Here is a 21,615-nt window from a genome sequence, read left to right as displayed (position 1 = left end):
GCTCAGCCTGGTCGACATCCGCACCGACTCCCAGAGCCACGGAGTCTGTGCACCGCTCAACCAGCGCTGGGTCGCGATCGGCGACGACACCTCGGCGGCCGTGCTGACGCCGAACCTGTCGATGTTCGCCCTGGAGGCGAGGAAGGTGAAGGCGACGCTGTGAGTTGACCGCGCTCGGCCGGGGTGGCGTTGCCCCGGCCGGGCGCTTCTCAGTCGGTGGTGAGCTGGATCGAGTGCGGGCGGAAGCCGTGCCGCTCGTACACCCGCAGTGCCCGCTCGTTGGAGGCGTAGGCGTCGACCTCCAGGCGGGCCGCGCCGCGTTGCCGGGCCCAGTCCGCGAACGCCTCGATCAGCTGGCCGGCGCCTCCGCCGCCGCGGACCTCCGGGCGGACGTACATGCTGATCAGCTCCGCGCGGGGCGCGATCCACATCTCGCTCGCGGGAAGGAACTTGCCGATCAGGTGGCCGACGACCGCGTCGTCGGTCGTTGCCACCAGCACCAAGGACTCGGGGTCGGCGAGCAGGCCGCTCGCCCAGCCGCCGGCGTACGTCGCGGGCCAGGACTGGTTGCGGAGCGGGTCACGCTGGGCGGCGTCCTCGGCGAAGAGCGCGGTGCAGGACGCGACGACGCCGTCCAGATCGGCGGCGGTGGCGGTGCGGACGGTGATCATGGTCTCCTGCCGATGACGGTGGTGGCGAAGTCGTCCTCGTCGGTGCTGATGGTGGGCTCCAGGCCGGCGTCCGCCAGGATCTGCGCGGCAACGGGTGCTTGGTCGGCGCTCGCCTCGGTGAAGAGGTGGCCGCCGGTCGACAGCCAGGTCGGGGCCTCGGCGGCGACCCGGCGCAGCAGGGAGAGGCCGTCGGGGCCGCCGTCGAGGGTGAGGCGCGGTTCGTGGAGTCGGGCTTCGGCGGGGAGGAACTGGACGTCACCGGTCGGGACGTACGGGACGTTCGCGAGCAGGATGTCGACGCGGCCGCGGAGGCCGGTGGGAAGGGCCTCGTAGAGGTCGCCTTCGAGGACCTGCGCGGTGGAGAGGTTGCGGCGGGCGTTCCGGACGGCGGCCGGGTGCAGGTCGGCGGCGTACAGGTCGACGCCCGGTACGGCGGTGGCGACGGCAAGCGCGAGGGCGCCGGAGCCGCAGCACAGGTCGACGACGACCGAGTCGGGGGTGCAGCGGGCGATGGCTTCGTCGACGAGGTGCTCGGTGCGGCGGCGGGGGACGAAGACGTCGGGGTCGACGAGGACGCGGACGCCGTGGAAGGAGGCCCAGCCGAGGACTTGTTCGAGTGGGAGGCCGGAGGTGCGTTGAGCGACCATTTGAGTGATCTGCTCAGGTGAGGTCGCGGTCGAGAGAATGAGGTCGGCTTCTTCTTCGGCGAAGACGCAGCCGGCGGCTCTCAACGCGGTGACCACGGATTGCAAAGTTTCTTACTCCTCGAGCTGTGGTTGTTGTCGTAGTGACTCTGCCAGACGTTGGAGGGCAGGGTTCGGGCTGTCGGGGCTCCAGCAGGCGTGCAGCGTGACCGAGTGCGCGTCGGCCGCGTCGAGCTCGCGGTAACGCACGCCGTCGACACCCATCGCCATGATCGAGCGCGGCACCAGCGCACACCCCAGCCCGGCGCGGACCAGCGCGAGCATCGTCGGCACCTGCGAGGCGAGCTGGCTGACGGCGTACCGGTTCATGCCGATCATCGCCGCGCAGATGTCGTGCAGGTAGCGCGAGCCCTCGGGGCTGTAGCCGATGTACTCGTCGGTGACGTCGGCGAGCGTGACCGGTGCCGACCCGGTGCCGAGCTTGTGGTCGGCCGGGACGGCGAGCACCAGGTCCTCGGTGTGCACGAGCAGCGACTCGAACCCGTCCGGGATCGGCGGCCGGACCAGGCCGAGGTCGATCTCCAGGTTCGCCAGCGCCGCGAACTGGTCGGGGCTGACCAGCTCGGTCAGCTCGACGCTGACCGCGGGGATCCGCCGGTTGACCATCGCCAGGAAGTCGGCCAGTACGGCGTACGCCCCGATCGCCGTGAACGCGAGCCGCAGCGTCCCGGTCTGCCCGTCCGCGGCCCGGCGGGTCGCCTCGGGCGCGACCTCCAGCAGCGCGAGCACCCGGTGGCTGTGCTCCAGGAACACTCCGCCGGCCGCGGTCAGCCGCACTCCCCTGCCGGTCCGGTCGAACAGGTTCACGCCCAGAGAGCGCTCCAGCGCCTGGATCTGCCGGGTCAGCGGCGGCTGGGTCATGTTGAGGCGCTGCGCGGCGCGCCCGAAGTGCTGTTCCTCGGCGACCGCGACGAAGCCTTTGAGCTGCTGCAGTGACAGGTCCATGCGCCCTCGGTATCGATCGATGCGGAATCGGGCTTGGACGAGCATAACGGAAAGCCTTTACCTTCGAGCCAACCGACAGGTGAGGAGCCCAAGTGAGCAAGCTGGCCGTGGTGATGACGCCGGAGCGCGCCGAGGACGTGATCGACCCGGCGACCCGGGCGCTGATCGAGCAGCGGTTCGAGGTGACCTGGGCGCCCGGGATCAGCCCGGAAACGGTGGCCGCGCTCTCCCGCGACGCCGACGTCGTGCTCACCAGCTGGGGTACGCCGCACCTGAGCAAGGACATCTGGGCCGACGGCGCCGGACCGAAGGCGGTCGCGCACGCGGCCGGGTCGGTGAAGAAGCTGGTCGACCCGGTGATCTTCGACCAGGGCGTCGCGGTCTTCACCGCCGGCGGCCGGATCGCCTGGTCGGTCGGCGAGTACTGCCTGGCCGCGATGCTGACGCTGGCCCGCCGGCTCCCCCGCTTCGACGGCGCGATCCGCGCGGGCGGCTGGAAGCAGACGGCGTACCGGGGTCACGAGCTGGCCGGCGCGAAGGTCGGCATCCTCGGCGCCAGCTCGACGGCCCGGGCGCTGATCACGCTGCTGAAGCCGTTCGGCTGCGACGTCGTCGTGTACGACCCGTACCTCAGCGACGAGCGCGCCACCGAGCTCGGCGTCCGCCGGGCGGAGCTGGAGGAGACGCTGCAGGCCCGGTTCGTCAGCCTGCACGTGCCCAACGTTCCCGAGACCCAGGGCATGGTGACCCGCAAGCTGATCGAGCAGCTGCCCGACGGCGCGGTGGTCGTGAACTCGTCCCGCGGACCGGCGATCGACCAGGCCGCGCTGCTGGAGCACGCGCTCGACGGCCGGATCCACGCCGCGCTCGACGTGTACGACCCGGAGCCGCCGACGTTCGACCAGAAGGTGCTCGAGGCACCCAATCTGCTGCTCACCCCGCACGTTGCCGGGGACACCGAAGAGGGTCACCTCGCGCTGGCCGGTCATGTGATCGCCGACGTCATCCAGTACCTCGACCACGGCACCCGCGGCCCGAGCTACGTCGACCCCGCGTCCTGGGCGATCCAGGCGTAAGGAGCCCGAAGATGTCACGGATCAGACAGGTCGAGGTGTTCGCCGTCGCGGTGCCGTTCGCGCGGCAGTTCGTGCTCGGCAGCGGCGCCGTCGGCAGCCCCGACCAGCGGCCCGACCAGGCCGGCGCGGTCGTGTTCGTGAAGCTGACCACCGAGGACGGCGTGGTCGGCTGGGGAGAGCAGAGAGCGCTCCCCAGCTGGAGCTACGAGACCGCCGAGACGATCGCGGTCGTGATCAGGCGGCACCTGACGCCGATCCTGCTCGAGCTCACGCCGTACGACGTGGAGCTGTTCCACCAGCAGGCGGCCAAGCGGCTCAGCCCGGCGGTGTCGAACGGCTTTCCGTTCGCCCGTGCGGCGGTCGACCTGGCGATGCACGACGCAGCCGGGAAGCTGGCCGGCGTACCGGTGCACGCGCTGCTCGGCGGGAAGGTGCACGACGAGATCCCGCTCTGCTCGGCGATCGGGGTCGGAGCACCGGAGACCGTGCGCGAGCACGCGCAGCAGTCGTCGGACTATGCGGCGTACAAGGTGAAGATCGGGGGCGATCCCGACCAGGACGCCGCGATCATCGAGGCGGTCGCCGAGGTCGCGGGCGCCAAGCCGCTGTGGCTCGACGCGAACCAGTCCTACCGGCCGAGCGCGCTCAAGCAGCTGCTCGACCGGACCCGGGACATCCGCACGATCCACTGCGTCGAGCAGCCCGTCCCGAGCACCGACCTGCTGGCGATGCGCCGGCTGCGCGGCCTGATCGACCTGCCGGTCGCGATCGACGAGGGCAGCTTCACCGCGCAGGACCTGGCCCGGGCGATCCAGCTCGACGCCGCCGACCTGGTCGTGGTGAAGGTCTGCAAGTCCGGTGGCCTGCGGGCCGCGCTGAAGACCGCGCAGGTCGCGCTCTCCGGCGGTCTGGAGATTCTCTCCAGCGGCCTGACCGACTGCGGGATCGGCTTCGCGGCCGCGCTGCACGTGTTCAGCCAGCTGGAGCTGGCACTGCCCGCCGAGCTGAACGGGCCGGAGCTGCTGTCCGACCTGTACGTCGAGGGCCTGACCATCACCAAGGCCGTCGCGACGGTCCCCACCGCCCCTGGCCTGGGCGTCGTGGTCGACGAGGAGCGGATCCGCGCCGAGTCGATCGACCTGCTCTTCACCTGAGGAGTCCCCTGATGCAAACCCAGCTGTCCCGCCGCAGCTTGCTCAAGCTGACCGGCCTGGCCGGACTGGGAGCAGCAGCCGCCGGCTGCTCCTCCGGTCCACCACAAGGCGCCGCCGCCTGGGCCATGTGGTCCAGCAGCCCCGCCGAACGCAAGGTGTGGGACGACTTCAGCGCGTACGTCGAACGCGAGCTGAAGGTCGAGTCCGTCCCCACCCTGACCCCGTCCGGCGGCTACCCGACCAAACTCGACCTCCAGCTGGTCAGCGGCACCGCGGGCCTGGTGACCGCGCTGAACGGCTGGCTGATCCCGACCTACGCCGCCCGCGGCGCGCACCGGCCGCTCGACGACCTGATCGAGGGCGACCCGGACTTCGACCTCGACGACTTCTACCAGCCGATCCGCGACATCAGCTCGTTCAACGACCAGACCTACGCGATCGGGTTCGACGTCGCGCCGACGGTGATCTACTACAACAAGACCCTGCTGGCGAAGAAGGGCATCCCGGCACCGTCGCCGACCGTGCCGATGTCGTGGGCGGCGTTCCGCGACCTGGCCAAGGAGCTGACCGGTCCCGACCAGTACGGCTTCACCTGTGCGCCGTCGATCGACGACCTGGTCTCGTGGATCTACTGCGCCGGTGGCAACGTGATGAACGAGGCCTGGGACAAGAGCGCGCTGAACGCTCCTGAGGCGATGGAGGCCGTGCAGTACGTCGTCGACCTGTTCGTGAAGGACAAGGTGACGCCGCCGATCGCGAACCTGGTCACCGAGAGCTCGCTGGCCAACTTCATGGAGGGCAACGTCGCCTTCATGCACAACGGGCCGTGGCAGGTGGTGAACGTGCGGAAGGCGAAGTTCGACTGGGACATCATGCCCTTCCCGGCCGGCGCCGCCGGCAGTACGCCGCGGGTCTCGGGGTCGAGTTTCGCGATCCCGGCCAAGGTCAAGGGCGCCGATCTCGACCTCGCCTGGAAGCTGCTGAAGACGCTCACCAGCAAGGGCGCCCTGGACATCTACGCCAAGGCCGGCCGCAACAACCCGGCCCGGTTGTCGGCGGGCAGTGCGTTCAAGCCGCCGCCGGACAATCTCGGCATCGTGCAGGACATCCTGGCCGGCAAGATCGCCGGCGGTCACCCGTTCGACGTGACCACGAACTGGAACCAGGTCAAGCAGCTGCTCGGCCAGGACCTGCCCCGGACGTTCCTCGGGCAGGTTCCGGTCCGGGAGGCGATCGACGGGCTGACGCCGCGGCTGGACGTCCTGATGCAGCAGCACCAGGACAACGTCCGTCAGGCCTCGGCCAGGAAGGGGTGACCGGCATGGCTGTCGACACACTCCCTGCCACAGCAACAACTCCTCGCCAACAGCACCGCGCCGCCAAGAAGCCGAAGAACAAGGAGGCGCTCACCGCCTGGCTGTTCATCCTGCCCAGCCTGATCGGCTTCTTGATCTTCACCGCCGGCCCGGTGCTCGCGGCCGGCGTGATCAGTCTGCTGAACTGGAACCTGTTCAGCTCCCCCACCTGGGCCGGGCTGAAGAACTTCGCCCGGCTCGGCCCCGACCCGACGTTCTGGTCGGCGCTCGGCAACACGGCGTACTTCACCTTCGTCAGCGTCCCGGTGACCATCGTGGTCAGCCTCGCGCTGGCGCTGCTGCTCAACGAGGGCGTCCGCCGGATCGCCGTCTTCCGCTCGCTGCTGCTGTTGCCGTACGCAACGATCACGGTGGCGGTCGCGTTCGTCTGGATCTGGCTCTACATCCCGCACGACGGCCTGGTGAACGCCGTGCTCGGGCTGGTCGGCATCGACGGCCCGAAGTGGCTGATCTCGGACAACTGGGCGATGCCCGCGCTGATCGCGATGAGCGTCTGGAAGAGCTTCGGCTTCGGCATGGTGGTCTTCCTGGCCGGCCTCCAGGCGATCCCGCAGCAGCTCTACGAAGCCGCGAAGGTCGACGGCAGCAACGCGTGGCAGACCTTCCGCAGCGTCACGCTGCCGATGCTGTCCCCGGCGCTGTTCTTCGTCGTCGTGACGTCGATCATCGGGTCCTTCCAGGTCTTCGACCAGGCCTTGATCATGACGAATGGCGGTCCGGGATCCCGCACCACCACGCTGGTCATGTACATCTACCGGACCGGCTTCGAGAACTACGACCAGGGGTACGCCGCGGCGCAGTCGCTGGTCCTGTTCGGCTTCATCGTGGTGATCACCGCGGCCCAGTTCCTGCTCCAGCGGAGGCTCGTCCACTATGACAACTAACGCGCTCGCTCCGTTGCGGAGCAACCCGGTCGCCACTCGCAAACTCATCGTCTTCGCGTGTTTCGTGGTGACGGCGGTGACGCTGGTCCCGGTCGTGATGATGGTGCTGGTCGCGTTCCAGTCCGACGCCGAGTCGATGGCCGCGCGGCCGTCGTTCTGGCCGAGCACCTGGCACCCGGAGAACCTGACCCGCGCGTTCGACCTGGTCCCGCTCGGGCGGTACCTGGTGAACACGGTGATCTTCGCCGCCGGGACGACGCTGCTGGAGACCGTCACCGCGGCACTCGCGGCGTACGCGTTCGCCCGGCTGCAGTTCCCCGGCCGGACCTGGCTGTTCGGCATCTACCTGGCCACGCTGATGATCCCGTCGCAGGTGACGCTGATCCCGCAGTTCGTGCTGGTCGCGAAGCTGCACGGGATCGACACCTGGCCGGGGATGATCCTGCCGCACGCCTTCACCGCGCTCGGTGTCTTCCTGCTCAGGCAGTTCTTTCTCGGCATCCCCCGGGACTACGAGGAGGCTGCGCGGCTCGACGGCGCGAACCGGTGGCAGGCGTTCGTCCGGGTGATCGTGCCGCTGGCCGTGCCGGCGATCGCGACGCTGGCGGTGTTCAAGTTCATCGGCCAGTGGAACAACCTGCTCTGGCCGCTCGTCATCTCCAACAGCGAGGCGACCCGTACGGCGGCCGTCGGGCTGCAGGTGTTCCAGGACACCAACGGCACCCAGTGGAACCTGTTGCTGATGGCAGCGACCATCACCACCGTGCCGCTGATCGTGCTCTTCTTCCTCACCCAACGCTGGTTCGTCAAGGGCATCACCATGAGTGGACTCGGAGGCCGCTGAACCCATGAACTACATCTGGTCCGTCTTCACCAAACCCTGGGCCGAGCTGCCCGGCACCGAGCTCGGCGAGCTCGTCGCCGGGCTCGGCTTCGGCGGCGCGGAGATCCCCGTCCGCGACACCGCGTACGTGACCCCGGCGAGCGCGGAGAAGGCGCTGCCGGAGTTCACCGAGCAGCTCCGGGCCGCTGGGGTCGAGCCGATCAGCATCGCCAGCGGGCTCGAGGAGTCGACCTTCGCGGCGGCCGCCGCGGCCGGCGTGCCGATGATCCGGATCATGGCGTCGCTCGGCGACGACGGGTACGCCGCCTCGGTGCGGCGCAACCGGGCCGAGCTGGAGGCGGCGGCCGGCTTCGCGCGGCAGTACGGCGTACAGGTCGGGGTGCAGCCGCACCACGGGAAGTTCGTCGCGTCGACGCTCGGGGTCGTGCAGTTGCTCGACGGGCTGCCCGAGGAGTTCAAGGTGGTCTGGGACGCGGCGCACGACGTACTGGCCGGTGACGATCCGAAGGTCACGCTGGAGCTGGCGAAGGACCGGCTCGGGATCGTGAATCTGAAGAACGTCACCTACATCCCGACCGAGCCGGGCAGCGACGTCGGTGGCGCCTGGAAGCCGTGGTTCGTCCAGGGTGCCGACGGCTTGGCGAACTGGTCGCGGGCGTTCGCGACCCTCGAAGCACTGGGCTGGGACGGACCGATCTGCCTGACGGGTCAGTACTCGGATACGTCGGTGAGTGTGGCCGACCGGCTGACGATCGATCTGAGAGCGGCCAAGGCTGCTGCTGGGTGATGTCGAGCGGCGTGCACCGGCTCCGACGTAGCCTCGAAACCCGATCGAGGAGGCCACGTTGAAGTACATGCTGCTGATCTACGGCAACGACCAGACCTGGAAGGCCCTGGAGGCCGAGGGGATGGAGACGGTGTACGACGTGCACCGGGCGGTGCTGGCCGAGACCAGGGCCAGCGGTGAGTTCGTCGCCGCGGACGGGCTGACGCTCGACAACGCCCGCGTCGTCCAGATCCGCAACGACGCCCCGGCGGTCACCGACGGGCCGTTCACCGAGGCCAAGGAGGTGCTGGCCGGCTACTACCTGCTCGACTGCACCCTGGAACGGGCCACCGAGCTGGCCGGACGGCTGGTCGAGGCGAAGTACTCGCCGATCGAGGTGCGAGCGCTGACCCAGCCGTTCGAGGAGTAGAGCTTTTTCCAGTGACTTGCCGGGCTCAGCTCGGCGTTGACCTGAGACCGGCGAGTCACTGCTGCAGCCGGGTGTTCTAGCTCGGATACGCCGGCGCGAGGATGACCCCACCTGTGGCGGGCTGATCACCCATCCCACGGCCACCCGTCACGAACACCGTTGCGCCCGGCTCCGGTGCCTGCGCACCGTCGTCGAGACGCAGTGTGGTGGTCAGACCGTTGCTCAAGGTCAGAACCGCCACGCGTCGCGGCTGCCCGGTGCGGATCGACGAGCTCACCTCGTGGATGCCGGTGCAGACCGCTGGTTGGATCGAAGCCCTGCCGAGCGTTGACGTGCCGTGACTCCTCACATCACGGCGCTGCTCGGCGAGCCGCCTCATGGCTGACACAGATCCCCCTCCTCATTGGGTCCCCCGAGGGACTAGTTGAATACTGCAACAGGTCCCATCACTCCTCACAGTGACAGAGCCATCGCAGCAGCCTTGCTGACTGTGAGGAGGTTTTCAAGGGGATGTGAGGATTACTGGCCGCCGAAGCCGGTGGTGGCGATGCCCTTGATGATCTGGCGCTGGAAGAAAAGGAACACCAGGACCAGTGGTAATGCGGCCAGCAGCGCGGAGGCCATGTTCTGCGCGTACTGCAGGCCGTACGCGCTCTTCACGGTCTGCAGACCGACCGGCAGCGTCATCAGGTCGGCGTCGGTGGTGACGATGAACGGCCACAGGAAGTTGTTCCACGCACCGATGAACACGAAGATCGCCACCGCGGCGAGAATTGGCCGCGACAACGGCAGCACGATCGACCAGAACACCCGCAGCCGGTTGGCGCCGTCGACCCGGGCGGCGTCCTCGAGCTCGACCGGAATCTGGTCGAAGAATCGCTTCAGGATCAGCACCATCGCCGGCGCAAACGCTTGCGGGAGAATGATTCCCCAATAGGTGTCGACCAGGTCGAAGGCGAGCATCTGCCGAAACAGCGGAACGATCAGCAACTGCGGCGGAATGATGATGGCGGCGATGATCGCGCCGTACAGCCAGCGGCGGCCGCGGAAATCGATCCGGGAGAACGCGTAACCGGCCAGTGCGGAGGTGGCGACGGTCACGAACGTGATCAGCACCGAGGTGAACAGACTGTTCCATGCCCAGAGCGGAATATCGCCCGCCGTGAGCACCTTGCGGTAGGCCTCGAAGCTGAAACCGTCCGGCGGCGACAGGCTCAGCGTCGACGCGCCGGCGTCGGCCTCGCTCTTCAGCGACGTCAGCACCGCCCAGAAGAACGGCACCAGCCAGGTCGCCGCCAGGAACGCGAGCACCAGCAGAGCGACCAGCCGCGAGACGCTCCAGGGGTTCTCCCCCGGCTTGTGACCTTGTCTGTACACCGTGCTCACTGGGCGCTCCTGCGGTTGATCAGCTTGTACTGCGCGATCGAGATCAGCACGATGATCGCGAAGAAGAGGTACGAGATCGCCGACGAGTAGCCGAACCGGTAGCCGGTGAAACCGGCCTCGTAGATGTACTGCACGATCGAGCGGGTCGACCCGGCCGGGCCGCCGTTGGTGAGCATGTAGATCTGGTCGAACACCTTCAGCGAGGCCAGCACCTGCAGCGTCACGATCAGCGCGGTGGTCGGTGCCAGCTGCGGGATCACGATCGAGAACAGCTGCCGCCACTTGCCGGCGCCGTCGATCGCGGCCGCCTCGAACTGCTGCTCGGGGATGTTCTGCAGCGCGGCCAGGTAGAGCAGGAAGTTGAACCCGATCGTCCACCACAACGTGGTCAGCACCACCGAGATCATCGCCACGTTCGGGTCCTGCAGCCAGGCCACCGGCGCGATCCCGAACTCGGCCAGCACCCCGTTGATCAGCCCGAGCTTCGGATTGTACATCCACGACCAGAACAGCACCACGACCGTCGAGGCGAGCAGGTACGGCAGGAAGAACGACAGCCGCCACAACCACCGGCCGGGCAGACCGAGGTTCACCAGCAGCGCGAACGCCAGCGACAGCACCACCAGCGGCACCGTGCTGAGCAGCGTGAACCACAACGTGTTGCCGAACGACTTCCACATGTCCGGGTCGCCGAGCGCCTCGGCGAAGTTCGCGAACCCGATCAGCTCGCCGTTCGCGCCGGTCAGCGTCTCGCCGGTGAAGCTCAGGTACAGACCGTAGACGGCCGGGACGACCAGGAACAGGCCGAAGAGCACCGCGAACGGCGCCGCGAAGGCCCACCCGGTCAGCGACTCGCCACGGCGGGCCCGGACCCGTCCCGTACTGTTGCCCTCCGCAACAACCAGGTCGGCGGCGGGGCTGTCGACTGCTGTCGGCATCGTGATCTCCGTTCCTCGCTCAGACCGGTTGCGGGCGGTCGAGCAGCTTGTTCAGCCGCTGCACGAACCCGTCGAAACCGGCCGCCGGGTCCCCGCTGCCGAGGTAGACGTTCTGCACGTTCTCCGCGAAGTAGCCGGTGAAGTCGCTGCCGGCGCCGCTGAACCAGACGTCCGGGTCGTAGTTCACGTACGCCGGGATGCCGACGTAGTTCGACTGCGGTTTGAGCTCCAGGTACTCCGCGCTCTTCACCACCGGCTGGTACGCCGGGATGTGGCCGGCCCCGGCCCACTTCACCGAGCGCTTCAGGATCTCCGCGACCAGCTGGTAGGTGTAGCGGCGCCGCCCGGGGTCGGTCTTGGACTGCCGCGGCAGCACGAACGTGTGCGAGTCGGCGTACGCCGCCTGCTGCCCGAACAGCGTCGGGATCGGCATCGCGTCGAACGGCATCTTGGAGTCCTTCAGCACCGGCAACTCCCAGACGCCGCCGAACAGCATCCCGCTCTCGCCGTGCAGGAACTCGCTGACCGCCGTCCCGCCGTCGCCGCTGCGGGTCGCGATCGTGTCGTTGAGCAACGACTGCACGAACTTCAGCGCGGTCACCGCGGCGTCCTGGTCGACCTCGGCCTTGGTGCCGGGGACGAGCTTCATCTCGGCGCCGGTCTGGCGGTAGAAGGTGTAGAACAGCCGCCACATCTGCGACGGGTCACCGAGGTAGCCGTACGACAGGCCGTGCTTGCCGGTGACCTTCTGCAGCTTGGTTGCTACCTCGGTGAACTCCTCGGCGCTGCCCAGCGTCGCCAGCGAGTCGGTGACACCGGCTTTTGCGGCGTGCTCGGTGTTGTAGTAGAGCACGAACGGGTGGGTGTCGAGCGCGATCGAGTAGAGCTTGCCGTCGTACAGGCCCTTCTGCCAGACCAGCGGCGGGAAGTCGCTCTCCTTGAGGCCGACCTCGGCGAGCAGGTCCAGGTCCCACGGCTCCAGCAGTCCGCCGGGCGCGTAGCCGGCGATCCGGGAGGCGTGCATGATCGCGAGATCAGGCGCCCGCCCGCCGGCCGAGGCCATCGCCAGCTTCGTGTAGTACGGCGGACCCCAGGCCAGGACGGTCTGTTTGGCGTGGTACCCGGCCTTCAGGCCGTTGGCCTCGTCGACCAGGCCGGCCATCACGATGCCGTCGCCACCGGTCATCAGGTGCCAGTAGTTCAGCTCGGTACCGGAGTCGCGGCTGCCCGGCGAGCAGCCGAGCAGCAGGCTTCCGCCGGCCAGCGCGGCCGCTCCCGAGAGCAGGCGGCGGCGCGAGAAATGTCGGTCGGACGAAGTCATGGGGGCTGTCTCCTTCGCAGGCGGCACCGATCATTACATCGTTGCAATGCGCTGACAAGAGTTGGCCGTCATGGTTTTTGTCGAAACGTGTTCGCTAGCGTGCGGTGCTGGCCCGCTCGACCAGCCGATGCGGTACGACGACCCGGCGCGGCCGGGCGGCCCGGTCGGCCATCCGCTCCCCCAGCAGGTCCAGCGCCGCCTCGACGAAGGCTCGCCGGTCGAAATCGACGGTTGAGAGTGGCGGCACGGTGAACTGACTCTCCAGGATGTTGTCGAACCCGGCGACCGCACAGTCGGCCGGTACGGCGACGCCGGCCGACCACAGCGCCGACAGCGTGCCGGTGGCGATCGTGTCGGTGAAGCAGAAGATCGCGTCGGGCGGCTCGTGGTCGGCCAGGTAGCGGCCGACGACGGCCGCGGCACCCTCGGGGCTCCACCGGTCGAGGGCGATCTCGAGCGCGGGGTCGTGGAGATCCGCGGCGGTCAGGACGTCGCGGTAGCCGATCAGCCGCAGCCGGGCGGCCGCCGTACCGGCGGAGTCGGTGCGGCCGCCGACGCGGCCCTTCAGCTCCGGCGTACCGACGGCGGCGATCCGGCGGTAGCCCTGGTCGACCAGGTGCTGGGTCATGTCGCGCGCGGCCGCGACGTTGTCGATGCAGACCTGGCTCACGACGTCCTGGTCCACGTCACCGATCAGTACGACGGGCGGCAGCGGCCCGGCCGACGTCACCGCGCTGTCGTCGAGGTTGACCGGGTTGAGGATCAGCCCGTCGATCTGGTGCGACCGCGCCTTGGAGAGCAGGTCGTACTCGCGGTCCGGCTCGGCGGCGGTCTGCTCGATCTGCACTCCCCAGCCGCGCTCGTGCGCGAGCTCGACGACCAGGTGGGTGATCTCGGCCGAGTACGGCCGGAGCAGGTCGGGCAGCGCGAGCCCGATCATCCCCGAGCGGCCGTTGCGCAGCCCACGGGCGCTCAGGTTCGGGACGTAGTCGAGCTCGCTGAGCGCCTGCTCGACCTTGGCCCGGGTCTCCGGCCGGACGAACACGACACCGTTGATCACGTTGGAGACCGTCTTCGGGGACACTCCGGCCAGCCGGGCGACGTCCTTGACCGTGGCACGCATGGGACCGATTCTCACACCAAAGTCTTCACGGGCGGTTCAATGTCAGAATTAAATGTATGTCTTCTGACGAGATCGCCGACAGCCACGACGTGATCCAGGTGCGCGGAGCGCGCGAGAACAACCTCAGCGGGGTGTCGCTGGACATCCCCAAGCGGCGGCTGACCGTCTTCACCGGCGTGTCCGGCTCCGGGAAGTCCTCGCTGGTGTTCGGGACGATCGCCGCGGAGTCGCAGCGGCTGATCAACGAGACCTACACCGCCTTCGTGCAGAACTTCATGCCGAGCCTGTCCCGGCCCGACGTCGACTCGCTGCGCAACCTGAGCGCCGCGATCATCGTCGACCAGGAACGGATCGGCGCCAACGCCCGCTCGACGGTGGGCACCGCCACCGACGCGCACACCATGCTGCGGATCCTGTTCAGCCGGATCGGTACGCCGTCGGCCGGCCCGCCCTCGGCCTTCAGCTTCAACCGGGCCGAAGGCATGTGCCTGACCTGCGAGGGGCTCGGCAAGGCCACCGAGATCGACCTCGACGAGCTGGTCGACCGGGACCGGTCGCTCAACCAGGACCCGATCAAGGCGCCCGGGTACGGCGCCGACACCTGGTACTGGCAGCTGTTCGCGGCGGTCTTCGACCCGGACCTGCCGCTGCGCGACTACCCGGCCGAGCAGTGGGAGCGGTTCCTGTACTCGCCGCCGACCAAGGTGAAGGTCGGCAAGAGCAACCTCACCTTCGAGGGGCTGGCCAGCAAGGTGAAGAAGCAGTACCTGGGCAAGGACCGCGACACGATGCAGAACGCCGCACGGGCCTTCGCCGACCGGGCGCTGAAGCTGGGGCCGTGCCCGGACTGCGGCGGCGCCCGGCTGAACGAGGCGGCGCGCGCCGTACGGATCGACGGTGTCGGGATCACCGAGTGCTCGGCGATGCAGATCAGCGACCTGGCCCAGTTCGTCCGCGGGATCGACGACCCGTCGGTCGGGCCGATGCTGCAGGGGCTGCGCGAGACGCTCGACTCGATGGTCGACATCGGCCTGGGCTACCTGAGCCTGAACCGCGAGTCCGGGACGCTGTCCGGCGGCGAGGCCCAGCGGGTGAAGCTGGTCCGGCACCTCGGCTCGGCGCTGACCGACGTCACCTACGTGTTCGACGAGCCGACCGTCGGGCTGCACCCGCACGACATCCAGCGGATGAACGAGCTGCTGGTCCAGCTCAAGACCAAGGGCAACACCGTGCTGGTCGTCGAGCACAAGCCGGAGACGATCCGGATCGCCGACCACGTCGTCGACCTCGGTCCCGGTGCCGGCCTGGCCGGCGGCCGACTCTGCTACGCCGGCGACGTGAAGGGCCTGCTCAAGTCCGGCACGCTCACCGGTCGGTACCTCGACCACAAGGTCGGCCTGCGCGAAGACGTCCGTACGCCGACCGCCAGCCTGCGGATCGAGGGCGCGAACCTGCACAACCTGCAGAACGTGAGCGTCGACGTACCGCTCGGCGTACTGACCGTCGTGACCGGCGTCGCAGGGTCGGGCAAGAGCTCGCTGATCCACGGCTCGCTGGCCGACCGCGACGGCGTGATCGTCGCCGGGCAGGACCCCATCCGGGGATCACGGCGCAGCAACCCGGCGACGTACACGGGACTGCTGGACCCGATCCGCGCCGAGTTCGCCAAGGCGAACAAGGTGAAACCGGGGCTGTTCAGCGCGAACTCGGTCGGCGCCTGCCAGACCTGCAAGGGCATCGGGCTGGTCTACACCGATCTCGGGATGATGGCCGAGGTGTCGTCGGTGTGCGAGCAGTGCAACGGCGCCCGGTTCACGCCCCAGGTGCTGGCGCTGCAGCTGCGCGGGAAGAACATCAGCGAGGTGCTGAAGATGACGGTCACCGAGGCGCGCGACTTCTTCGCCAAGGGCCCGTCGCGGACGATCCTGGACCGGCTCAGCTCGGTCGGGCTCGGCTACATCAGCCTCGGGCAGCCGCTGACCACGCTGTCCGGCGGTGAGCGGCAGCGGATGAAGCTCGCGATCAACATGAGCAAGCGCGGCTCGATCTACATCCTCGACGAGCCGACCACCGGGCTGCACCTGGCCGACGTCGACCAGCTGCTGACGATGCTCGACGAGCTGGTCGACGACGGCAACACGGTGATCGTGATCGAGCACCACCAGGCGGTGATGGCGCACGCGGACTGGCTGATCGACCTCGGCCCGGGCGCCGGTCACGACGGCGGCCAGATCGTCTTCGAGGGCACGCCGGCCGACCTGGTCGAGTCGAGCGCGTCCCTGACCGCCGAGCACCTGCGTCAGTACGTCGCGGACTCCGCGGCGACCGACTCGATCAACGCTCTCCAGCTCTCGTAGTCGCCGGGGGCGGGGTCCGTCTGGGTCAGCACCAGGCGGGCTCCGCCGTTGCCGTCGCGCAGCGTCAGCTCGGCGCCGTTCACCCGCAGCTCGTCGCCCTCGGGCGGGTCGACGTCGAGTTGCTTGGCGAGCCGGGGCCAGACTTCCTCCTTCGGCGCGGTCAGCTGACGCTCGAAGTACAGCGACCCGTCCGGGCGCCGCTCCCCCGCGTCCAGGCCGTAGACCTTCACGTAGTGCTCGTGCAGGACCTTGTAGTTGTCCCGGGCAACAGTTTGGCCGCCGAGGGACGCGTTCAGCGCGTCCAGACAGAGGATCCAGCCGCTGGTGAAGCTCGCCGAGCCCGGGCGGTCGTCGTACGTCGTGGTGAGCGTGAGCACGCAGCCTTCGCCGGTCGGCTCGACCTCCCAGCGCTGGATCTCCTCGCCCCAGGTGAACTCCAGCAGCCGCGGCGGCTCGTAGGCGCGCACCACTCCGGCGCCGCCGTCCTCGCCGTCGAAGGTGAAGCTGATCTTCCCGTCCAGCCGCAGGTCGAGCTCGACCAGCGCTGGGTACCAGTGCGCCAGCTCGCCGGGCTCGGTCAGCGCCCGCCAGACCTTCTCCGGCGGGTGCGCCAGCCGGCGCTCCATCCGCAGCACGGTCCGGCCGTCGGCGCTGGTCAGTGATTCACTCATGACTCCATATATACCGTTCCAGGCATATAAAGGGCAAGAACAGGGCCCGGCGACGTGGTTTCCGCCGGGCCCCGCGCTCAGCTCACTTGGAGCAGTTGTAGATGGTGGCGTTGTCGAGCCACCAGTTGCCCGGGATCAGGTCGGCGAAGTCCTTGCCGTGCCCGGTCCAGCGGAACTTCAGCTGCTTGCCGGTGAACTCCGACAGGTCCAGGCGGCTGGTCTCCCAGCCACCGGAGTTGCCGTGCCAGGCGGCCGGCTCGTCGTCGAAGTTCGGGTCCACCGTCGGGCCGTTCTTCCAGGTCAGCGCGGCGGTGTCCTTCCAGGTCGCGCCCCCGTTGTCGGAGTACTCCAGGGTCGCCGCCCCGGTCCGGACACCGAAGATGATGAACACGTTGTAGAAGTTGTACGCGTGCGTGAAGCGCAGGTACGTCTTGGTGTTCTTGATCTTGGTGCCGTTCGCGGTCTGCAGGCTGATCGAGCCCTCCGGATCCGTCACGACGCCGAGCATCGAGTCGTCACCGTCCTGCGAGTACGACGTGTCGACGAGCGAGCCCTCGAGGCCCTCGCCCTTGCCGAGCACCCAGCCCTCACCGCGGACGACCTTGCCGTCCGGGTACTCCGCGAAGCTGGTCTTGAACAGGTTCTTGGCCTTCGCACCGGTGGTGTCGCAGACCGGCGCCTGGGCCGGCTTGCCGACGGCCGGCTCGAAGTCCATCTCGACGGCCTTGATGGCCAGCTCGACCTGGGCGCAGTCGGCCTTGGTCATCCCGGACTTCTTCTTCTTGGCCAGCTTGGTGCAGGTCGCGCGCAGGCCCTCGGCCAGGTCGCCGTAGTCGGCGCCCGAGGTGAGCACCTTCTGGGTCTCGTGCCACAGCACCTCGGAGCGGGCCAGGCCGATGCCGAGCATCTTCTGGCCGTTGAAGGCGCCGCCGTCGGCGATCAGGTACGCCGCCTTGTTGCCGACACCGGAGTTGAAGTGCACGCCGCCGTTGTCCTGGAAGAACTCGTCGTCGAACCAGTTCGCGCTGCGCATCCGGTCCGGGTCGTTGAACTTGGTCGGGTCCGACATCGAGCGGATCACGCCGAGGCTGGAACCCTCACCGATCTGCCAGCGGTTGGCCGCGGTGTCGTCCGCGGAGCCGTTGGTCAGGTCGACGAACTCACCGAGGATGTCGGAGAACGACTCGTTGATCGCGCCGGCCTCCCACAGGTAGGCCAGGCCGGAGGTGTGCTGGGTGACGCCGTGGGTCAGCTCGTGGCCGGTCACGTCGTCGGTGCTGACGCCTTCACCGAAGGCCATCTGCTCGCCGTTCCAGAACGCGTTGGCGTACGGGCAACCGCCGTCGACGCAGATCCGGACGGTGCCGCGCAGCGCCTTGCCCTTGCCGTCGCCGTAGTCGACGCCGATCAGCTCGGTCAGGTCGGTGCCCAGCGAGGCGTAGGTGTCGGAGGTGTCACCGAAGTACTCGTAGACCTGGTTGACGTCCTGGACCGCCGACGGCGCTTCGCCCTCCGCGCGGCTGGACTGGAAGACGGTGCCGCAGCGGACGTCCTCGGCCCCGGTCTGGATGACGGTGCGGTTGGCGTCGCAGACGACGCGGTTCAGGTGCTCGGACATGTCCCAGGCCAGCAGCGTCTGGCCGGAGGCGTGCACGATGGCCTGCCAGCGGACGTCGTTCGGGCCGGTCACGTCGTACAGGTAGGTCGGGATGGCGGTCGAGCCGGGCTGGCGGGTGACCAGGCCGAGGTCGAACCAGCGCGGTCCCTGCAGCTTGGCGGTCAGCTTGCCGGCGTCGAGCTTGCCGCGGGTCGCGACCGCCTGCACGGCGGCGTTCTGCGCGGCCGCCTTCGCGGCGTCGGCCTTGTCGGCGGCCGGGAACGTCCCGTACGTCGCGAGCGCGACCTCACCGTTGGCGGCCTCCAGGGCACCGGACTTGTCCAGGCTGGTGACGATCTCGCCGCCGTAGACCTGGACGCCGTCGATGACCTGCTGGAAGCGGGTCTGCGAGCCGTACTCGGACAGGGTGCTCGACTCGGCCACCAGGTCGGCCGGGCGCGCGCCGAAGTACGGCGCGACCGAGGTCACCTGGGCCTTGGCGACGGCCGCCGCGTCGGGCTTGCTGGTCGCGGACTTGCCGGCCTTCGCGCTGACCGAGGCCGGGGCCTTGAGCGGGGTGGCCGGACGGACCGAGTGCGCGCGGCCGGTCGCGTCGCGCTTGGTCACCAGACCGGCGCCGCCGGCCTTCGGGGTCTCGATCGTGCGAACCTCGGGACCCTTGGCGGTCGCCGTGTCCTGGACCGGGGCGCTGCTGGCGACTCCCGGTGCCGCGAGGCTGAGTGCTACTGCGCCGGCGGCTAGGCCGGACAGCCAGGTGCGAGCTTTCACAGGCATTTCCTCCCAGTAATGCGTGTCGCCGAGAACCCACAAGCCCCCAAGCTCGCTCTCGGCAGGCGGGTGACCGCTGCACCCTGTCATTCGGCGAATCCGGAAAGCGACCGCACGTGACCCATCTCACACCAACGTGATCACGACATCACGCATCGTGAGTTCGCCGGGCCGGTTTCACGCTGGAGAGGCGCTACCGAGAGTGCTGGCACAGCTGCGTCCGCGACACTGAAAGGCCAGCGGGACAGGGAAGATCCGCGATCGCGGAGCGTGGTCGTCGCCGGCCGGCGACGACACCGGCCACCCCTCCGGGGCCGGCCTCGCACACCGGTGCGGCACCCCTCATCACACCACGACGAGGGATGCCGCGCAGCCCGGTGGGTGTCAGCTCAGGTGCGGCTGGACCAGGTTGGCGTAGCTCGCCTGGCCGGTGACGTTCGGGTGGTACGACTCGCTGATCGGGTTCGACAGCCCGTTGATCCACTCCGGGTTGCCGCAGACCGAGTGCCCGATGAAGGCGCTGGTCGGGTTCACGAACGTGTACCCGGCCGCACCGGCGGCGGCGGAGATCTTGCTGTTCAGCAGGTCGGCGGTCTGGTTCAGCCGGGTCATCTCCGCGGCGCTGAAGAACGTCCCGGCGTTGCAGTCGGTGCCGTTGAACAGCCGCGGGTAGCCGACGACGATCACCTTGGCGGTCGTCGCGCGGCTGCGCACGGTCGCGTACAGGCTGCTCAGCCGGCCCGGGATGGTGTTGTTGATGGTCGCCTGGGCGGTGTTGATCGCGCCGTCGCAGTTGCCCAGCCAGGCCGGCTTCGCGCACTCGGTGATCACCGACGAGAAGCCCGCGTCGTTGCCACCGACCTGCAACGTGACGAAGTTGACCGCTGCATTGAGCGGGCCGAGCTGCTTGGCGGTCACGTCCGCGACCCGGGCGCCCGAGCAAGCGACCGAGGTCAGGCTCGCGCCGATCCGCGCCGCGTCGACGTACGGGTAGGACTTGGTCGAGCGCTGGCAGGCGCCGCTGTCGGGGAGGTAGGAGCGGGTGCCGACGCCGGCCGCGTAGGAGTCGCCGAGCGCGACGTAGGAGGGCGCCGCGTGGGCGATGGTCGGGCTGACCAGCAGCGCGGTACCGAGCACCGCGCTGCCGAGGATTCCGGTGAGGCGTTTCATGGGGGCGGACCGCCTTTGCACTGGGTAGGGAGTGCATGACTGACCGTCACCATCTCTCACCGGGCAGTGACTGGCAAGACTTTGCACGGCAATGGAAAGATAAAAACTCGAGAACATCCGCGGCCGGAGCCGGATCGTCGGAGTGCCCGTCGCGGTGCCGCAGCGCCAGGTGGCCCGCGGCAACTTCCCGCGGCCCGACCACCAGCTGGTACGGCGCGTGCCGGTTCTCCCGGATCCGCGCGCCCAGGGTGCCCTCGTCGGCGTGCGCCACCTCGGCGCGCAGCCCGCGGTCGCCCGCCCGCCGCGCGATCTCGGCCGCGTAGCGCTCCTCGGCGTCCGACAGCGGCAGGACGACGACCTGGACCGGCGCGAGCCAGGCCGGGAATGCGGCGCCGTGCTGCTCGATCAGTTGCGCGATCACCCGTTCCAGGCTGCCGATGATCGCCCGGTGCACCATCACCGGCCGATGCTTGTTGCCGTCGGCACCGACGTACTCGAGCTCGAACCGGGCCGGCTGGTGGAAGTCGACCTGGATGGTGGACAGGGTGTACTCGCGCCCGGCGGCGTCCGCGAGCTGGATGTCGATCTTCGGTCCGTAGAACGCGGCCTCCCCCGGCGCCTCCTCGTACTGCACACCGGCTTCGTCGAGGACCTGCCGGAGCAGCGCGGCCGAACGGTCCCAGCTGTCCTGGTCGCCGACGTACTTGCTGCCCGGGTCGCCGATCCGCACCTCGTCCGCGGGCAGCGAGAGCAGGAAGCGCGACGGGCTCAGCCCGAGGTCGTCGTACGCGCGCAGGATCAGCTCCAGTGACGCGCGGGCCTCGTCGGCGACCTGATCGAGGGTGCAGAAGATGTGGCCGTCGTTGAGCTGGATCGCCCGGACCCTGGTCAGCCCACCCAGTACGCCGGACAGCTCCGAGCGGTACATGCCGCCCAGTTCGGCGTACCGGATCGGGAGCTCGCGATAGCTGTGCGAGCGCGACCGGTAGATCAGCGCGTGGTGCGGGCAGAGGCTCGGTCTGAGGACGACCTCCTCCTCCCCCATCTTCATCGGCGGGTACATGTCGTCGCTGTAGTGCGACCAGTGCCCGGAGATCTCGTACAGCTCGCGCTTGCCGAGCACGGGCGAGTAGACGTGCTGGTAGCCGGCTCTGCGTTCCAGCTCGGAGACGTAGCTCTCCAAGGCGTGCCGGATCGCGGCGCCCGCGGGCAGGAGGTACGGCAGACCGGCGCCGATCAGCGGGTCGGAGTCGAACAGGCCGAGCTCGCGGCCGAGTTTGCGGTGGTCGAACATGACGGTTTCCTCGCTCTGGAAGGGAGCGAGTGCCCGAGACAACGCGAAAGCCCCGGGGCACTCGCCCCGGGGCTTTCGAAGACTGCGTGAGTCAGCGCGCCGGGACTTGGTCCGGCGTC

Annotated in this window: 20 protein-coding genes; 8 read left to right on the top strand and 12 right to left on the bottom strand. The window is 68.9% G+C overall.

The genetic code is table 11. The annotated features are described in order from the left end of the window. Positions 1-209: 209 nt before the first annotated feature. The 3 genes from AB0M01_RS38205 to AB0M01_RS38195 are packed head-to-tail and all read right to left on the bottom strand — an operon-like array spanning position 210 to position 2,320. A complete protein-coding gene (locus AB0M01_RS38205) occupies positions 210-671 on the bottom strand; it encodes a GNAT family N-acetyltransferase (protein WP_363677583.1) in 462 nt (153 codons plus the stop codon). Then, positions 668-1,414, bottom strand: a complete 747-nt coding sequence (locus AB0M01_RS38200; RefSeq protein WP_363677628.1) for a putative protein N(5)-glutamine methyltransferase — start codon at positions 1,412-1,414, stop codon at positions 668-670. Before AB0M01_RS38200 ends, AB0M01_RS38205 begins: the two co-directional genes overlap by 4 nt. A gap of 15 nt (positions 1,415-1,429) precedes the next feature. Continuing rightward, positions 1,430-2,320, bottom strand: a complete 891-nt coding sequence (locus AB0M01_RS38195) for a LysR substrate-binding domain-containing protein (protein WP_363677582.1) — start codon at positions 2,318-2,320, stop codon at positions 1,430-1,432. Between the two features lie 92 nt (positions 2,321-2,412). Here AB0M01_RS38195 and AB0M01_RS38190 point away from each other — a divergent pair, with 92 nt between their 5' ends. The 7 genes from AB0M01_RS38190 (at position 2,413) to AB0M01_RS38160 (ending at position 8,850) form a co-directional block, all read left to right on the top strand. Beyond that, the gene (locus tag AB0M01_RS38190) at positions 2,413-3,396 is read left to right on the top strand and encodes a hydroxyacid dehydrogenase (RefSeq protein ID WP_363677580.1); all 984 of its coding nucleotides are present in this window, start codon (positions 2,413-2,415) and stop codon (positions 3,394-3,396) included. A gap of 11 nt (positions 3,397-3,407) precedes the next feature. Then, positions 3,408-4,550: an enolase C-terminal domain-like protein gene (locus AB0M01_RS38185; RefSeq protein WP_363677578.1), complete on the top strand. Its 1,143-nt coding sequence runs from the start codon at positions 3,408-3,410 to the stop codon at positions 4,548-4,550. A gap of 11 nt (positions 4,551-4,561) precedes the next feature. Then, positions 4,562-5,866, top strand: a complete 1,305-nt coding sequence (locus AB0M01_RS38180) for a sugar ABC transporter substrate-binding protein (RefSeq protein WP_363677576.1) — start codon at positions 4,562-4,564, stop codon at positions 5,864-5,866. Between the two features lie 5 nt (positions 5,867-5,871). Beyond that, positions 5,872-6,810, top strand: a complete 939-nt coding sequence (locus AB0M01_RS38175) for a sugar ABC transporter permease (RefSeq protein ID WP_363677574.1) — start codon at positions 5,872-5,874, stop codon at positions 6,808-6,810. After that, positions 6,800-7,654, top strand: a complete 855-nt coding sequence (locus AB0M01_RS38170; protein WP_363677572.1) for a carbohydrate ABC transporter permease — start codon at positions 6,800-6,802, stop codon at positions 7,652-7,654. The genes AB0M01_RS38175 and AB0M01_RS38170 overlap by 11 nt, the downstream gene beginning before the upstream one ends. A 4-nt stretch (positions 7,655-7,658) precedes the next feature. Then, a complete protein-coding gene (locus AB0M01_RS38165) occupies positions 7,659-8,441 on the top strand; it encodes a TIM barrel protein (protein ID WP_363677570.1) in 783 nt (260 codons plus the stop codon). A gap of 67 nt (positions 8,442-8,508) precedes the next feature. Then, complete coding sequence (locus tag AB0M01_RS38160) at positions 8,509-8,850, top strand: YciI family protein (RefSeq protein ID WP_363677626.1); 342 nt, start codon at positions 8,509-8,511, stop codon at positions 8,848-8,850. A 76-nt stretch (positions 8,851-8,926) separates the two neighbouring features. On the opposite strand, the gene AB0M01_RS38155 is transcribed toward AB0M01_RS38160, so the two are convergent. From AB0M01_RS38155 to AB0M01_RS38135, 5 genes are all read right to left on the bottom strand, one after another. Next, positions 8,927-9,229 (bottom strand): hypothetical protein, encoded by a 303-nt coding sequence (locus AB0M01_RS38155; RefSeq protein WP_363677568.1) that lies wholly within the window; start codon positions 9,227-9,229, stop codon positions 8,927-8,929. A gap of 140 nt (positions 9,230-9,369) precedes the next feature. Further along, the gene (locus tag AB0M01_RS38150; protein WP_363677567.1) at positions 9,370-10,236 is read right to left on the bottom strand and encodes a carbohydrate ABC transporter permease; all 867 of its coding nucleotides are present in this window, start codon (positions 10,234-10,236) and stop codon (positions 9,370-9,372) included. Beyond that, positions 10,233-11,174: a sugar ABC transporter permease gene (locus AB0M01_RS38145; RefSeq protein ID WP_363677565.1), complete on the bottom strand. Its 942-nt coding sequence runs from the start codon at positions 11,172-11,174 to the stop codon at positions 10,233-10,235. The genes AB0M01_RS38150 and AB0M01_RS38145 overlap by 4 nt, the downstream gene beginning before the upstream one ends. Before the next feature lie 19 nt (positions 11,175-11,193). After that, positions 11,194-12,495, bottom strand: a complete 1,302-nt coding sequence (locus AB0M01_RS38140; protein WP_363677563.1) for an extracellular solute-binding protein — start codon at positions 12,493-12,495, stop codon at positions 11,194-11,196. Positions 12,496-12,589: 94 nt separating this feature from the next. Then, positions 12,590-13,618: a LacI family DNA-binding transcriptional regulator gene (locus AB0M01_RS38135; RefSeq protein ID WP_363677562.1), complete on the bottom strand. Its 1,029-nt coding sequence runs from the start codon at positions 13,616-13,618 to the stop codon at positions 12,590-12,592. Positions 13,619-13,674: 56 nt separating this feature from the next. On the opposite strand from AB0M01_RS38135, the gene AB0M01_RS38130 reads away from it, so the two are divergent. Then, positions 13,675-15,975 carry an excinuclease ABC subunit UvrA gene (locus AB0M01_RS38130; RefSeq protein ID WP_363677561.1) on the top strand — a complete coding sequence of 767 codons (2,301 nt, stop codon included), beginning with the start codon at positions 13,675-13,677 and terminating at the stop codon, positions 15,973-15,975. On the opposite strand, the gene AB0M01_RS38125 is transcribed toward AB0M01_RS38130, so the two are convergent. The 4 genes from AB0M01_RS38125 to thrS all read right to left on the bottom strand — a co-directional run bounded on the left by AB0M01_RS38125 (position 15,918) and on the right by thrS (position 21,538). Continuing rightward, positions 15,918-16,646 carry an SRPBCC family protein gene (locus tag AB0M01_RS38125; protein ID WP_363677559.1) on the bottom strand — a complete coding sequence of 243 codons (729 nt, stop codon included), beginning with the start codon at positions 16,644-16,646 and terminating at the stop codon, positions 15,918-15,920. The two genes, AB0M01_RS38130 and AB0M01_RS38125, sit on opposite strands and share 58 nt — an antisense overlap. 82 nt (positions 16,647-16,728) lie before the next feature. After that, on the bottom strand, positions 16,729-19,038 hold the full coding sequence (locus AB0M01_RS38120) for a M4 family metallopeptidase (RefSeq protein WP_363677557.1): 2,310 nt from the start codon (positions 19,036-19,038) through the stop codon (positions 16,729-16,731). A 378-nt stretch (positions 19,039-19,416) separates the two neighbouring features. Then, on the bottom strand, positions 19,417-20,202 hold the full coding sequence (locus AB0M01_RS38115; protein ID WP_363677555.1) for an SGNH/GDSL hydrolase family protein: 786 nt from the start codon (positions 20,200-20,202) through the stop codon (positions 19,417-19,419). Between the two features lie 46 nt (positions 20,203-20,248). Then, positions 20,249-21,538, bottom strand: coding sequence for a threonine--tRNA ligase (gene thrS, locus AB0M01_RS38110; protein ID WP_363677554.1), 1,290 nt, complete (start codon positions 21,536-21,538; stop codon positions 20,249-20,251). Positions 21,539-21,615 lie beyond the last annotated feature (77 nt).

Source organism: Kribbella sp. NPDC051770, from assembly GCF_040681455.1.
GTDB lineage: Bacteria > Actinomycetota > Actinomycetes > Propionibacteriales > Kribbellaceae > Kribbella.
Note: the sequence above shows the minus strand (reverse complement) of the source record. Positions and strands in the feature narration are given on the sequence as shown.

Coding starts and splice junctions, on each gene's coding strand:
- AB0M01_RS38180 (WP_363677576.1), top strand. CDS start 4,562: ATGCAAACCCAGCTGTCCCGCCGCAGCTTGCTCAAGCTGACCGGCCTG.
- AB0M01_RS38140 (WP_363677563.1), bottom strand. CDS start 12,495: ATGACTTCGTCCGACCGACATTTCTCGCGCCGCCGCCTGCTCTCGGGA.
- AB0M01_RS38155 (WP_363677568.1), bottom strand. CDS start 9,229: ATGAGGCGGCTCGCCGAGCAGCGCCGTGATGTGAGGAGTCACGGCACG.
- AB0M01_RS38175 (WP_363677574.1), top strand. CDS start 5,872: ATGGCTGTCGACACACTCCCTGCCACAGCAACAACTCCTCGCCAACAG.
- AB0M01_RS38130 (WP_363677561.1), top strand. CDS start 13,675: ATGTCTTCTGACGAGATCGCCGACAGCCACGACGTGATCCAGGTGCGC.
- AB0M01_RS38160 (WP_363677626.1), top strand. CDS start 8,509: ATGCTGCTGATCTACGGCAACGACCAGACCTGGAAGGCCCTGGAGGCC.
- AB0M01_RS38165 (WP_363677570.1), top strand. CDS start 7,659: ATGAACTACATCTGGTCCGTCTTCACCAAACCCTGGGCCGAGCTGCCC.
- AB0M01_RS38115 (WP_363677555.1), bottom strand. CDS start 20,202: ATGAAACGCCTCACCGGAATCCTCGGCAGCGCGGTGCTCGGTACCGCG.
- AB0M01_RS38125 (WP_363677559.1), bottom strand. CDS start 16,646: ATGAGTGAATCACTGACCAGCGCCGACGGCCGGACCGTGCTGCGGATG.
- AB0M01_RS38170 (WP_363677572.1), top strand. CDS start 6,800: ATGACAACTAACGCGCTCGCTCCGTTGCGGAGCAACCCGGTCGCCACT.
- AB0M01_RS38120 (WP_363677557.1), bottom strand. CDS start 19,038: ATGCCTGTGAAAGCTCGCACCTGGCTGTCCGGCCTAGCCGCCGGCGCA.
- AB0M01_RS38145 (WP_363677565.1), bottom strand. CDS start 11,174: ATGCCGACAGCAGTCGACAGCCCCGCCGCCGACCTGGTTGTTGCGGAG.
- AB0M01_RS38195 (WP_363677582.1), bottom strand. CDS start 2,320: ATGGACCTGTCACTGCAGCAGCTCAAAGGCTTCGTCGCGGTCGCCGAG.
- AB0M01_RS38185 (WP_363677578.1), top strand. CDS start 3,408: ATGTCACGGATCAGACAGGTCGAGGTGTTCGCCGTCGCGGTGCCGTTC.
- AB0M01_RS38205 (WP_363677583.1), bottom strand. CDS start 671: ATGATCACCGTCCGCACCGCCACCGCCGCCGATCTGGACGGCGTCGTC.
- AB0M01_RS38135 (WP_363677562.1), bottom strand. CDS start 13,618: ATGCGTGCCACGGTCAAGGACGTCGCCCGGCTGGCCGGAGTGTCCCCG.